Raw genomic sequence first — 14,148 nt, 5'->3', positions numbered from 1 at the left:
AAGGTGTCTAAAAATGGAAAGCTCATTTACGCCAACAGAAGAATTACTAAACACTCGCGCTACACAACAGAAATCGCTTAACAAGGATATTCCTTATCAAGAAATTTTGTTAACCCGCCTTTCTATGCACGTACAAAGCAAACTTCTTGAAAGTCGTAATAATATGTTGAAGTCTCAAGGTATCAACGAGACGCTATTTATGGCACTAATGATTTTAGATACAACAGAAAACCGCAGCATACAGCCTTCAGAGCTTAGTGCAGCATTAGGTTCTTCTAGAACAAATGCTACTCGTATCGCTGATGAGTTAGAAAAACAAGGTTGGATAGAACGTCGCGAAAGTCACAATGACCGTCGTTGTTTACATCTTCATCTTACCGACGCAGGTGAAGAGTTTTTAAACAGCTTGTTACCGCCGCAACATCAATGTCTGAAAAAAATCTGGTCAGTTCTAGACTCTCATGAACAAAAAGAACTAGAATCATTGATGCGTAAACTGCTGTTACAACTCGATACCTTAGCTGAAAAAGGCTGTGAATAAGCAACGGAATAAATAGTTTTATTGATCTAATCCTATTTACGCCATAAATCGGCAAACATACTTACTCATTAGCCATTATAATCTGCTCCTCACGATAATAATTATTCTAAGATTAACCTTATACCTATGTTTCCAGTGTCAATACTGGAAACATATCTGATGATGTTTTTCTGGTTTCTATGGAGATCTTCTAAATGAGTGTTAATGAGGAAAATACCCCCCCTCAGACCCCCATTCGCAATAAAAAACGAACTCGCCGGAATGTTTTATTGCTACTTACCTTCTTATTTGTTGTTGCGGGTGCTGCTTATACAGCTTATTGGTTTACCGTATTAAGACATCACGAAACAACCGACAATGCATATGTTACTGGTAATCAAATTATGGTTATGCCACAAATTTCAGGTTCAGTGGTAACCGTTTATGTTGATAACACCGATTATGTAAAAGCAGGTGAGCCACTCGTACAGTTAGATCCTCGTGATGAAGAACTCGCCTTGGAAAAAGCAAAAACGGCATTAGCAAATAGCGTTCGTCAAATGCATCAACAAATAATTAATGGTCGCCAATTAAAAGCTAATATTGTTTTACGTGAAACCGAACTCACAAAATTACAAAATGACCTACGACGCCGTGAAGTATTAGGCGAACGCAATGTAATTGGTAAAGAAGAACTTCAACATGCCAGAGAAGCCGTATCGACAGCAAGGGCGGCTTTAGATGTTGCTAAAGAACAATATAATGCGAATCAAGCAATTATCTTAAATACGCCAATAGCTCAGCAACCTCCTGTTTTACAAGCAGCAACAGATGTACGCAATGCATGGTTGACATTAGAGAGAACTAAAATTCTGAGCCCAGCAGAGGGTTATATCTCACGCCGTAGTGTACAAGTTGGCGCACAAGTTTCTCCTGGAAAACCTTTAATGGCCGTTGTTCCAGCAACAGGAATGTGGATTGATGCCAACTTTAAAGAAACGCAACTTGCCAATATGCGTATTGGTCAGCCCGCTAAGATCACCACTGATTTTTATGGTAAAAAAGTAATTTATCATGGCTCAGTGCAGGGGCTAGATATGGGAACAGGCAGCGCGTTTTCCTTATTACCAGCACAAAATGCCAGTGGTAACTGGATAAAAGTTGTACAACGCTTACCTGTTCGTATCGCTCTTGATACAAAAGAAATCGCAGATAAACCTTTGCGTATTGGGCTTTCCACAGAAGTAACTGTTGATACCATTAACCTTGATGGCAAAGTCCTATCACAAAGCGAACGCCAAACTCCTGCTTATCATACTGACGCCCTTACTATTGATATGTCAGCAATAAATAAATTGATCAATGAAATCATTGAACAAAATGCTGGATAATAAAGGCGAGGTGTAAAGGTGATTAAACAGCCATTACAAGGAGGAAAACTTGCCATAATGACCATCGCATTAGCGTTGGCAACCTTTATGCAAGTTCTTGATTCTACTATCGCTAACGTAGCAATACCAACTATTGCAGGAAACCTTGGTGCCTCGAATTCTCAAGGCACTTGGGTTATTACCTCATTTGGTGTTGCTAACGCAATTTCTATTCCAATTACTGGATGGCTTGCAAAACGTATAGGCGAAGTTCGACTATTTATGTGGTCAACGGCGCTTTTTGCATTAACATCCTGGCTTTGTGGTATTTCACAAAGTTTGGAAATGCTTATTTTCTTTCGTGTTCTTCAAGGATTGGTTGCAGGCCCACTTATCCCGTTATCACAAAGTTTATTATTAAATAACTATCCACCAGCAAAACGTAATATGGCATTGGCTTTATGGTCAGTGACTATCGTTGTCGCGCCTATTTTAGGCCCAATTTTGGGTGGATATATTAGTGATAACTATCATTGGGGATGGATTTTCTTTATTAATGTTCCGTTTGGTGTGTTGATCATTATGTGTATTTCAAACACATTAAAAGGGCGAGAAACAAAAACAGAAATCAAACCCATTGATACTATCGGCTTAGTATTATTAGTGGTAGGTATTGGTGCGCTACAGATAATGCTTGATCAGGGCAAAGAGCTAGATTGGTTTAATTCAACTGAAATTATCATACTCACTATTGTTGCTGTCGTGGCATTAAGCTTCTTAATTGTTTGGGAACTCACTGATGACCACCCTGTTATCGACCTGTCTTTATTTAAAAGTCGTAACTTTACCATTGGGTGTGTCACGCTAAGTCTCGCGTATATGATTTACTTTGGGACTATCGTTCTACTTCCGCTACTCTTACAAGAAGTTTTTGGTTATACCGCAACTTGGGCAGGGCTGGCTTCGGCATCAGTAGGCTTGTTACCTTTAATTATCACACCTCTGATTGGTAAATTTGGTGGCAAAGTTGACCTACGTTATATCATTAGCTTTAGCTTTGTGATGTTTGCAGTTTGTTTTTACTGGCGAGCTTACACTTTCGAGCCAGGAATGGATTTTGCAACTGTAGCCTGGCCTCAGTTTTGGCAAGGTTTAGCGGTTGCTTGTTTCTTTATGCCTTTAACCACCATGACATTATCAGGATTGCCGCCAGAGAAAATGGCTTCGGCATCCAGTTTATCGAATTTTTTAAGGACATTAGCGGGAGCGATAGGTGCTTCATTAACGACCACTATTTGGACGCAAAGAGAATCACTACACCACGAAACTTTTGTGGAAAAAATCAATCCTTTTGATCCAGATTCACAAATGGTTTATCAGCAAATGAGTGAGTTAGGTCTTTCTAATGAACAAACCTCAGCATACCTTGCTAAAACCATCACAGAACAAGGACTTATTCTTTCAGCTAATGAGATTTTTTGGTTGGCCGCGGGTATCTTCCTTATCATGATGGTGGTTGTTTGGTTTGCCAGACCGCCCTTCTCACCAGGAAAATAATTTTTCTTAATACATCGTAAAAATATTCGATTACAGATAACAAAAACCCCGTTTTAAACGGGGTTTTTTATCATAACTTAAACAATATAAGTTGCGACTAATTCTGGTGTTGACGCCACCATTCTGCAAGTAATACACCTGAAGCAACAGAAACATTCAGACTTTCAACATGTCCTGTGCCACCAATATAAATACTCATATCACCTTGATTTAAAGTACTTTCGCTTAAACCATCTTTCTCTTGGCCTAAAATCAACACCATTTTTGCAGGTAACTGAGCTTTAGCTAATGGCACACTGCCTTTATGGCTAGAAGTTGTTACTAACGTATAACCTGCTTTTCTGAATTGGTCTAAAGTTTGAGTAAAGTTATCCGCATCAATACCTTGAATATATTCCGCACCACCTTCAGCAGTACGTACAGCGGCACCAGACTCTAATACTGCTGAATCAGGAGAAATCACGCCTTTAATACCAAAGTGTGCACAACTGCGCATAATTGCACCAACATTATGTGGATTACCCACATCTTCAAGTGCTAATACACAATCTTTTTCAGGTGCATCATTCAAATATGTTTGGGCATCATGGCCTGCACGTTTTTTGATAAGGAAGCAGACACCACCATGATGGTCTGTGCGAGCGGCTTTTACCATCTCTTCTTCTTCAACAACGTGGTAGGCTTTACGGTTGGCCGCCATCCATTTTAATGCATCACGAAAACGTGGTGTTACATCTTGTAAGAACCATGCACGAACTATTGCATCAGGACGGTTTTTAAACATAGCCTGACACGCATTTTCCCCATAAATACGGGTTTCTTCTAAACGCTGACGACGCAACTGTTCAGGATCAATTTGGCTCTTACCGGTAATACCATCGTGCTCTTTAATTGCCTCTTCACCAGCAGGGCGAGAAACTGTTTTCCAAGGTGAAAAGCTACCACCTTCATCATCACGAGCGGGTTTGGTCTCATTACGTGATGTGCCACGCCCTGAAGGCTTACCTGCACCACGGTCATCACGACGAGAAAATTTGTTATCACCACGTCTGTTATCACGATTTTTATCGTCGCGGTTATCACCACGTCTATTATCACGATTTTTGTCGTCACGGTTATCACCGCGTTTGGTATCACGGCTATCACCACGACCATTTTCAGGACGGCGGGATGGTTTTTTAGGTTTATTATCGGCGTCGTCTTCACTACGGACGTACATCACTTTTACTTTGCCGTTTTTACCTTGATAGGAATCGTTCATTTGTCTCTCCAACTGCAATAGGGGCGCAGATTACCTGATAGTTTAGCAACTGTCACCGAGAGAATCACGCACAGGAATAGATAAACTAATCATAATCAAACAATAATCAATTTCATCATTTTTATCGGTAAGCGATAAATGCTAATTTTCTTATAAAAAACAAGCTATAAAAATAGGGCATAGCAAATTAAACGTTGGTGATGATAAAATTTTCTGACTTTCTTCTCATCAGGTTTATCTTCAATTTAATGCGTTTTCACTAATAACTTGTTTATAAAAAGACACTCCGTGGTCTGTTTCTTCCTATCGTGATACCATTCGCTTCTTTTTTACGATTTTGGTCTTTCTGTTATGCGTGACAATGCAGTGTCTCGACTTCGTCAATATCGATTATCTATTTCAACTCGCCCTTTTAAAGCGAGAGGCTTTCGTGTAATACGTTGCTCCTTTTGTTTGTTACCAGAAACACTGTGTTTATGTGAAACCATTGTCGCTCAAACAGCCAAAAGCCGTTTTTGTTTAATGATGTATGATACTGAGGTAATGAAACCCAGTAATACAGGTAAATTAATTGCCGATGTATTACCAGACACGCTGGCTTTTTTATGGTCACGCACTAATCCTGAAAAAGCGTTGTTAGATGCAATTAACCACCCATTACGCCAAGCTTACGTTGTTTTTCCCGAAAGTTATGCACCGAGTGATCGGGTGGTTTATAACCAAGTACCAGAAAATAGCAAGCCACCACTTTTCATTATGCTGGATGGCACATGGGCAGAAGCACGAAAAATGTTTCGCAAAAGCCCTTACCTTGATTCATTACCGTTATTTTCTATTAATGAAGCAACAAAAAGTGAGTATATTCTTCGCCAAGCGGCAAGAGAAGATCAACACTGTACCGCAGAAGTTGCCGCCTCTATTTTAGAAAGTATGAATGACAGCCAAGCTGCACAACAGCTGTTTTCTCATTTTGCCTACTTTCGTCAACAATATTTACGTGGAAAACCAGACAGACACCCAGCAAAAGAAGAACAAATCAGCTACATTGAATAAATGATTATTGCAACGTTCAGGAGTTGATATGAGCCAAAGAGGTCTTGAAGCACTATTACGCCCAAAATCAATCGCTGTTATTGGCGCCTCTGATAAAATAGGCCGCGCAGGTACAACCATGATGAAAAACCTGCTGAGTGGTGGATTTAATGGTCCTGTGTTTCCGGTTAATCCTTCTCGAGGCTCAGTTTCTGGTGTTTTCACTTATCCATCTATCGATAAATTACCCCAAATTCCTGATTTAGCGATTATTTGTACTCATCATCATCGAAACCTTGAATTACTTGAACAACTTGGTCAGTCTGGCTGTAAAGCAGTCATTGTACTTTCAGCGCAGCCTGCGCAATTTCAACCAATAAAGCTGCTTTGTCAGCAATATCATATTCGTTTGCTTGGTCCTAATAGCTTAGGATTATTGGCACCGTGGCAAGGTTTAAATGCCAGTTTCTCCCCTCTTCCTGTGAAAAAAGGGAAGCTGGCTTTTATTTCACAATCAGCAGCCGTTGCCAACACGATTTTAGATTGGGCCTATTATCGTAATATTGGATTTTCTTATTTTATCGCATTAGGTGATAACCAAGATATTCAAGTGGATGATCTACTTGATTTTTTAGCTAGAGACAGTAAAACAAGCGCCATATTATTACATTTAGAACATATTCATGACGCGAGACGCTTTATGTCGGCATCCCGTAGTGCTTCTCGCAATAAACCTATCTTGGTGATTAAAAGCGGGCGAACCCAAAGAGCGCAACTCTTATTAGGTGATACACCAAGTTATGATGTTGCCTATGACGCGGCTTTTCAACGTGCGGGATTACTGCGAGTACAAGATACCCATGAAATGTTTTCTGCCGTTGAAACACTTAGTTATATGACGCCTTTAAAAGGCGAAAGATTAATGATTATGAGTAATGGCTCAGCACCTGCGGCAATGGCGGTTGATGAGCTATTTCTACAATCGGGTAAACTGGCACAACTATCTGAAGAAACGCAGCAGCAACTACAAAAAGTGGTGCTAGAAAAAAATACTATTCGTAACCCACTTAATTTGGGTGATGATACAACAGTAGACTGCTATATCGCCGCCCTTAACTGCTTGTTAGATAGTCATGATCATGATGCATTACTGTTAATTCATACTCCTAGTGCGATAGCACCGAGTATTGAAACTGCCCAAAAGGTTATCGAAACAATTGCAAAACATCCTAGAAGAAAATGGTTAACTATTTTTACTAATTGGGGAGGAGAATATTCTTCTCAGCAGTCACGTAAATTGTTTAGTGAAGCAGGTATTCCGACTTATCGTACGCCAGAAGGTGCCGTAACTGCATTTATGCACATGGTGGAATATCGCCGAAATCAGAAACAACTCAAAGAAACGCCAGCTTTACCTTTAGATGTCAAAATGAATACGCAGCAAGCACATCGCTGTATTGAAGAAGCTCTAGAAAAAAAACAATATCGGCTTGATACACACCAAGTGCAGCCTATTATGGAAGCCTATGGTTTCAATACATTACCAACATGGATTGCTCATAATGCGCAAGAAGCTGTTAGTATTGCCGAAAAAATCGGTTATCCCGTTGCGTTGAAGCTACGCTCATCTGATATTCCTCATAAATCAGAAGTCCAAGGGGTCATGCTCTATTTAAGGGATAAAATAGAAGTCGAATCTGCAGCTCATGCAATTATTGAGCGAGTAAGTGAACATTATCCTCAAGCTCAAATTCAAGGCTTATTAGTACAAAGCATGGCTAATCGTGCAGGCTCTCAAGAGTTACGAGTAGCTATCGAACAAGACCCTATCTTTGGCCCTCTTATTTTATTGGGCGAAGGCGGTGTTGAATGGCAAATTGAAACCAAGGCCGCTGTCGCATTACCACCACTGAATATGGCACTTGCGCGATATTTAGTGATTAATGCGATTAAGAGTGGAAAAATACAGCCAAGAAGCACTTTGCAGCCATTAAATATTTTGAGTTTAAGCCACTTTTTAGTTCAAGTTTCACATTTATTATTAGACTGTCCTCAAATAATTCGGCTAGATATTCATCCATTATTAGTTTCTGGTAATGATTTTACCTTATTAGATGTTGCAATGGAGTTAGCGCCATTAAGCGGCGACCCTCATCAACGTTTATCTATTCGCCCTTATCCTAATGAACTCGAAGAAACTTTTTTATTAAGGGATAACAATCCTTGTTTTATTCGCCCAATCTTGCCTGAGGATGAGCCTTTATTAAAAATTTTCATCAACCAAGTAACAAAAGAAGATCTTTATTACCGTTACTTTAGTGAAATAAGTGAGTTTACTCATGACGATCTAGCAAATATGACGCAAATTGATTACGACCGAGAAATGGCTTTTGTGGCAATACGACATTCTGATAGTCGACCAGAGATCATCGGTGTTGCTCGTGCAATGGCTGATCCTGATAATCAACAAGCTGAATTCGCCATATTGGTTCGTTCCGATTTAAAAGGAAATACACTTGGTCATCAGCTTATGCTGAAACTTATCAACTATACTAGAACACATGGTATTAAACGTTTAACAGCAATTACTATGCCTGAAAATCGAAATATGATCAGTTTAGCCAAAAAACTAGGCTTTTCTGTTGAGGTACAATTCGATGAAGGAATTGTTAATCTTGACTTGCTTCTTGAACCATTAAAAGCGACCTAATGTTATTATCATCGACTAAAGTTTCCATGTGTGATAGTTCACGTATCCTTTGAGAAATTAGCAAGATATGATGATTTTATGCGTACATACCATATAACTAATGTTATGATCGACAGATCGGTTTAAGAAAATTTAATTACGGACGGTGGCTCCATCTGCCATCATAAACAAGAGAAATAAGCACTGTGATGTTGTCTAAATTAAAACTTGCAAAGCATCAACAACACCTTGCACAACTGCCTAAATTAGCTCAGTCAGTTGCTGATGTTGAAACGCTTTATCAGACGTCCGCGTTTCGCAGCACCTTATTGAAATATATTGCTCAAGCAGAGAAAGAAATCTTTATTACTGCGCTTTATTTAGAACATGATGAAGCAGGTGAAGAGATCCTTGCTGCACTTTATGCTGCCAAACAACAACGACCTGAATTATCCATTACTGTTATTGTTGATTGGCATCGAGCACAACGTGGGCGTATTGGTGTCGCTTCAGATGCCACCAACGCAGATTGGTACTACCAGGTTGCACAACAACACCCTGGCGTAGAAGTTCCTATTTATGGTATTCCGGTGAATACACGAGAAGCATTAGGTGTATTACACCTAAAAGGCTTTATCTTCGACGATACAGTTATTTATAGTGGTGCAAGTATCAATAATGTCTACTTGCATAAGCTCGATAAATATCGTTATGACCGGTATCACATTATTCATAATGCTGAACTTGCAGCAACAATGAAGCAATTTGTTATTACGGATTTATTACAATCTGATGCTATCCAACGACTCGATATTAAAGATAGAGTCCGCTGTGCAGAGATCAAAAATCATATACGACAATTTCGATTTAATCTTCGCATACGTGATGGGTACGATATTAAAGGCAATGCTTCTAACAATGAATTAGCGGTCACACCTTTGATGGGATTAGGTAAAAAAAATCTTCTTAATAAGACTATTTCCCACCTTATGGCGATCACAGAAGAAAAATTAGTTATTTGTACACCTTATTTTAATTTGCCCGCAATTCTTGTTCGCCAAATTAGTCATTTATTAAGAAATGGCAAACAAGTAGAAATTATTATTGGTGATAAAACGGCAAATGATTTTTATATTCCGCCAGAAGAACCTTTTAAAATTATTGGTGCATTACCTTATCTTTATGAAATGAATCTACGTAAATTTACTTCTCGTTTTCAACGATTTGTAGATAACAACCAATTAACCATTCGCCTTTGGAAGGATAGCGATAATACCTATCACTTAAAAGGTATGTGGGTTGATGATACATGGCAATTAATTACTGGCAATAATCTTAACCCTCGTGCATGGGGATTAGATTTAGAGAATGCAGTATTAATTCATGACCCAAACCATGAGTTACACGAACAACGCCATAAGGAATTAGCCTGTATTCGTGAACATACGGTTATTGTGAAACATTATCAAGATCTAGAAAGTATTAAACTTTACCCAATTAAAATAAAAAAATTGATTAAGCGCTTACGTCGTATTCGTGTAGACAGATTAATTAGCCGCATTCTTTAATTTTATCATCTAACAGACTTTATCTTAGACCTTACTTTTAAGTAAGGTTTTTTTTATTTTTAATTATCCTCTTCTATACTTAATAAATTCATTAATTATTCTTTATTTATCTATAAAAAATTTCATTTTTATGAAACTAAAACTTAAATCTGCCTATTTAATTATTTTATTTTCAAGCTCGCTTTTAACCGGCTGCCAATCATTTCATTTTGCTAATGACAATTGGCGAGGTAAAGATAAAGCTCAGCATTTCCTTTTTTCTATGGCTACTGCTGCGGGAGCTAATGCTTATGCAGACCATCAAAATTACGGACATAGAGAGGGGTTACTAATAGGATTGAGTTTTTCAATCGCTTTAGGTGCAGCAAAAGAATTATATGATAGCCGCCCTGAAGGCACTGGGTGGAGTTGGCATGATTTTGCTTATGATATTGCAGGGGCAGCTGCGGGATCTTTGCTTTATCAGCAATTAAAGTAGATAAATTAAAGCAAATAATAGACTAGGATAAAAATCCTACAAGTTCTATATAATGAAAAAGTGACAGATAATCTGATAGAACATGAATTTGATCATTTATACCTTGGTTTCAGTGATCAAACCCCTCAGTGTAACCCAAATGAAGTAATGAATTATCGTTGGATATCTCTCGATTCTCTTTATCAAGATATTGAAGAAAACCCCTCTGATTACAGTGTATGGTTTTGCTATATATTAAAACATATGGGATTTAATCAATTTACACGTTGGAGCCAAGGTATTATTTAATAATTATCTTTAAATAAATTATAAAATAATCCAAGATTGCAGAGTGATAACGATTATTTCTCACTTTTTAAAAAATACTAAAATTTAAACGCAAAAAAGCCAACCCAGTGGGTTGGCTTTCTCGTCTTATTTAATGCCTGGCAGTTCCCTACTCTCACATGGGGAGACCCCACACTACCATCGGCGCTACAACGTTTCACTTCTGAGTTCGGCATGGGATCAGGTGGGACCGCTGCGCTATGGCCGCCAAGCAAATTCTGTTTATTACCCGTTACGCCAATCTCTCTGCGTAACCAGTAATTCAATCTTAAACAAGCTTACTTCATCAAATTTTGTCTCTCAGACAAAACACCTTCGGTGTTGTCAGGTTAAGCCTCACGGTTCATTAGTACTGGTTAGCTCAACGTATCGCTACGCTTACACACCCAGCCTATCAACGTCTTAGTCTTAAACGTTCCTTTAGGTCACTCAAGGTGACAGGGAAGACTCATCTCGAGGCAAGTTTCCCGCTTAGATGCTTTCAGCGGTTATCTCTTCCGCACTTAGCTACCGGGCAATGCCATTGGCATGACAACCCGAACACCAGTGGTGCGTTCACTCCGGTCCTCTCGTACTAGGAGCAACCCCTCTCAATCTTCCAACGCCCACGGCAGATAGGGACCGAACTGTCTCACGACGTTCTAAACCCAGCTCGCGTACCACTTTAAATGGCGAACAGCCATACCCTTGGGACCTACTTCAGCCCCAGGATGTGATGAGCCGACATCGAGGTGCCAAACACCGCCGTCGATATGAACTCTTGGGCGGTATCAGCCTGTTATCCCCGGAGTACCTTTTATCCGTTGAGCGATGGCCCTTCCATTCAGAACCACCGGATCACTAAGACCTACTTTCGTACCTGCTCGAGCCGTCACTCTCACAGTCAAGCTGGCTTATGCCTTTGCACTAACCGCATGATGTCCGACCATGCTTAGCCAACCTTCGTGCTCCTCCGTTACTCTTTAGGAGGAGACCGCCCCAGTCAAACTACCCACCAGACACGGTCCCCGATCCAGATTATGGACCTAGGTTAGAACATCAAACGTTAAAGGGTGGTATTTCAAGGTTGACTCCATGCAGACTGGCGTCCACACTTCAAAGTCTCCCACCTATCCTACACATCAAGGCTCAATGTTCAGTGTCAAGCTATAGTAAAGGTTCACGGGGTCTTTCCGTCTTGCCGCGGGTACACTGCATCTTCACAGCGAGTTCAATTTCACTGAGTCTCGGGTGGAGACAGCCTGGCCATCATTACGCCATTCGTGCAGGTCGGAACTTACCCGACAAGGAATTTCGCTACCTTAGGACCGTTATAGTTACGGCCGCCGTTTACTGGGGCTTCGATCAAGAGCTTCTCCCTAAGGATAACCCCATCAATTAACCTTCCAGCACCGGGCAGGCGTCACACCGTATACGTCCACTTTCGTGTTTGCACAGTGCTGTGTTTTTAATAAACAGTTGCAGCCAGCTGGTATCTTCGACTGGCTTGGGCTCCGTCCGCGAGGGACTTCACTTACCGCCAGCGTGCCTTCTCCCGAAGTTACGGCACCATTTTGCCTAGTTCCTTCACCCGAGTTCTCTCAAGCGCCTGAGTATTCTCTACCTGACCACCTGTGTCGGTTTGGGGTACGATTGTTGGTAACCTGAAGCTTAGAGGCTTTTCCTGGAAGCAGGGCATCAATTGCTTCACCACCTTAGTGGTTCGTCATCACACCTCAGCATTAAGTGACCGGATTTGCCTAATCACTCTGCCTACATGCTTGAACCGGGACGACCGTCGCCCGGACAACCTAGCCTTCTCCGTTCCCCCATCGCAGTTACCACCAGTACGGGAATATTAACCCGTTTCCCATCGACTACGCTTTTCAGCCTCGCCTTAGGGGTCGACTCACCCTGCCCCGATTAACGTTGGACAGGAACCCTTGGTCTTCCGGCGTGCGGGTTTTTCACCCGCATTATCGTTACTTATGTCAGCATTCGCACTTCTGATACCTCCAGCATGCCTCACAGCACACCTTCGCAGGCTTACAGAACGCTCCCCTACCCAACAACACCTAAGTGTCGCTGCCGCAGCTTCGGTGCATGGTTTAGCCCCGTTACATCTTCCGCGCGGGCCGACTCGACCAGTGAGCTATTACGCTTTCTTTAAATGATGGCTGCTTCTAAGCCAACATCCTGGCTGTCTGAGCCTTCCCACTTCGTTTCCCACTTAACCATGACTTTGGGACCTTAGCTGGCGGTCTGGGTTGTTTCCCTCTTCACGACGGACGTTAGCACCCGCCGTGTGTCTCCCGTGATAACATTCTTCGGTATTCGCAGTTTGCATCGAGTTGGTAAGTCGGGATGACCCCCTAGTCGAAACAGTGCTCTACCCCCGAAGATGAGTTCACGAGGCGCTACCTAAATAGCTTTCGGGGAGAACCAGCTATCTCCCGGTTTGATTGGCCTTTCACCCCCATCCACAAGTCATCCGCTAATTTTTCAACATTAGTCGGTTCGGTCCTCCAGTTAGTGTTACCCAACCTTCAACCTGCCCATGGATAGATCACCGGGTTTCGGGTCTATACCCTGCAACTCATTCGCCCAGTTAAGACTCGGTTTCCCTACGGCTCCCCTATACGGTTAACCTTGCTACAGAATATAAGTCGCTGACCCATTATACAAAAGGTACGCAGTCACCCCATAAAAGAGGCTCCTACTGCTTGTACGTACACGGTTTCAGGTTCTTTTTCACTCCCCTCGCCGGGGTTCTTTTCGCCTTTCCCTCACGGTACTGGTTCACTATCGGTCAATCAGGAGTATTTAGCCTTGGAGGATGGTCCCCCCATATTCAGACAGGATAACACGTGTCCCGCCCTACTCGTCGAGTTCACAATAACAACATCTTCAGATACGGGGCTATCACCCTTTACTGCCGGACTTTCCAGACCGTTCTCCTGATGCTGCTATTGATTAAGACTCTGGGCTGTTCCCCGTTCGCTCGCCGCTACTAGGGGAATCTCGGTTGATTTCTTTTCCTCGGGGTACTGAGATGTTTCAGTTCTCCCGGTTCGCTTCATTACGCTATGTATTCACGTAATGATAATATCCATTGGATATTGGGTTTCCCCATTCGGAAATCGTCGGTTATAACGGTTCATATCACCTTACCGACGCTTATCGCAGATTAGCACGTCCTTCATCGCCTCTGATTGCCTAGGCATCCACCGTGTACGCTTATTCGCTTAACCTCACAACCCGAAGGTGTCTTTTTCGAAGATAATCTTGGTGGTGATGGCTGTGCAGATTACATTTCGTCGTTGGGCAGTGCTCGCCATGCTCACATACTTATGTATGTTGCGCTGGC

General features: G+C 41.4%; 9 protein-coding genes and 2 rRNA genes. 8 read left to right on the top strand and 3 right to left on the bottom strand.

Annotation, left to right across the window (positions count from 1 at the left end; all coding sequences use genetic code 11):
• The first annotated feature begins 13 nt into the window (after positions 1–13).
• The 3 genes from mprA (at position 14) to emrB (ending at position 3,447) form a co-directional block, all read left to right on the top strand.
• Positions 14–541 (top strand): transcriptional repressor MprA, encoded by a 528-nt coding sequence (mprA, locus tag PH4a_RS11770; protein WP_064719276.1) that lies wholly within the window; start codon positions 14–16, stop codon positions 539–541.
• A gap of 194 nt (positions 542–735) precedes the next feature.
• The gene (gene emrA / locus PH4a_RS11765; RefSeq protein WP_129039949.1) at positions 736–1,911 is read left to right on the top strand and encodes a multidrug efflux MFS transporter periplasmic adaptor subunit EmrA; all 1,176 of its coding nucleotides are present in this window, start codon (positions 736–738) and stop codon (positions 1,909–1,911) included.
• A gap of 57 nt (positions 1,912–1,968) precedes the next feature.
• Positions 1,969–3,447 carry a multidrug efflux MFS transporter permease subunit EmrB gene (gene emrB, locus PH4a_RS11760; protein WP_420874847.1) on the top strand — a complete coding sequence of 493 codons (1,479 nt, stop codon included), beginning with the start codon at positions 1,969–1,971 and terminating at the stop codon, positions 3,445–3,447.
• A 97-nt stretch (positions 3,448–3,544) separates the two neighbouring features.
• On the opposite strand, the gene PH4a_RS11755 is transcribed toward emrB, so the two are convergent.
• Positions 3,545–4,708 carry a tRNA/rRNA methyltransferase gene (locus tag PH4a_RS11755; RefSeq protein WP_129039947.1) on the bottom strand — a complete coding sequence of 388 codons (1,164 nt, stop codon included), beginning with the start codon at positions 4,706–4,708 and terminating at the stop codon, positions 3,545–3,547.
• Between the two features lie 351 nt (positions 4,709–5,059).
• Between PH4a_RS11755 and PH4a_RS11750 the strand changes: the two genes are divergently transcribed.
• The 5 genes from PH4a_RS11750 to PH4a_RS11730 all read left to right on the top strand — a co-directional run bounded on the left by PH4a_RS11750 (position 5,060) and on the right by PH4a_RS11730 (position 10,763).
• Entirely contained in the window at positions 5,060–5,761 is a 702-nt protein-coding gene (locus tag PH4a_RS11750) for a tRNA-uridine aminocarboxypropyltransferase (RefSeq protein ID WP_129039945.1), read from the top strand.
• 28 nt (positions 5,762–5,789) lie between these two features.
• Positions 5,790–8,450, top strand: a complete 2,661-nt coding sequence (locus PH4a_RS11745) for a bifunctional acetate--CoA ligase family protein/GNAT family N-acetyltransferase (protein ID WP_129039943.1) — start codon at positions 5,790–5,792, stop codon at positions 8,448–8,450.
• Between the two features lie 188 nt (positions 8,451–8,638).
• On the top strand, positions 8,639–9,997 hold the full coding sequence (gene pssA / locus PH4a_RS11740) for a CDP-diacylglycerol--serine O-phosphatidyltransferase (RefSeq protein WP_129041894.1): 1,359 nt from the start codon (positions 8,639–8,641) through the stop codon (positions 9,995–9,997).
• A 130-nt stretch (positions 9,998–10,127) separates the two neighbouring features.
• Positions 10,128–10,475: a YfiM family lipoprotein gene (locus PH4a_RS11735; protein ID WP_129039941.1), complete on the top strand. Its 348-nt coding sequence runs from the start codon at positions 10,128–10,130 to the stop codon at positions 10,473–10,475.
• A gap of 60 nt (positions 10,476–10,535) precedes the next feature.
• The gene (locus tag PH4a_RS11730) at positions 10,536–10,763 is read left to right on the top strand and encodes an NUDIX hydrolase (RefSeq protein WP_129039939.1); all 228 of its coding nucleotides are present in this window, start codon (positions 10,536–10,538) and stop codon (positions 10,761–10,763) included.
• Positions 10,764–10,898: 135 nt separating this feature from the next.
• Here PH4a_RS11730 and rrf read toward each other — a convergent pair.
• Positions 10,899–11,014 (bottom strand): 5S ribosomal RNA (rrf, locus tag PH4a_RS11725).
• A gap of 113 nt (positions 11,015–11,127) precedes the next feature.
• Positions 11,128–14,032: ribosomal RNA gene (locus PH4a_RS11720) — 23S ribosomal RNA — on the bottom strand.
• Positions 14,033–14,148 lie beyond the last annotated feature (116 nt).

It is taken from the genome of Proteus hauseri, assembly GCF_004116975.1.
GTDB classification, from domain to species: Bacteria; Pseudomonadota; Gammaproteobacteria; order Enterobacterales; family Enterobacteriaceae; genus Proteus; species Proteus hauseri.
This window is presented reverse-complemented; position numbering and strand designations above follow the sequence as displayed.

Excerpts from the sequence above, each read along its gene's own strand:
- PH4a_RS11755 (WP_129039947.1), bottom strand. The coding sequence starts at position 4,708 with ATGAACGATTCCTATCAAGGTAAAAACGGCAAAGTAAAAGTGATGTAC.
- PH4a_RS11745 (WP_129039943.1), top strand. The coding sequence starts at position 5,790 with ATGAGCCAAAGAGGTCTTGAAGCACTATTACGCCCAAAATCAATCGCT.
- emrB (WP_420874847.1), top strand. The coding sequence starts at position 1,969 with ATGACCATCGCATTAGCGTTGGCAACCTTTATGCAAGTTCTTGATTCT.
- PH4a_RS11735 (WP_129039941.1), top strand. The coding sequence starts at position 10,128 with ATGAAACTAAAACTTAAATCTGCCTATTTAATTATTTTATTTTCAAGC.
- PH4a_RS11750 (WP_129039945.1), top strand. The coding sequence starts at position 5,060 with ATGCGTGACAATGCAGTGTCTCGACTTCGTCAATATCGATTATCTATT.
- mprA (WP_064719276.1), top strand. The coding sequence starts at position 14 with ATGGAAAGCTCATTTACGCCAACAGAAGAATTACTAAACACTCGCGCT.
- emrA (WP_129039949.1), top strand. The coding sequence starts at position 736 with ATGAGTGTTAATGAGGAAAATACCCCCCCTCAGACCCCCATTCGCAAT.
- pssA (WP_129041894.1), top strand. The coding sequence starts at position 8,639 with ATGTTGTCTAAATTAAAACTTGCAAAGCATCAACAACACCTTGCACAA.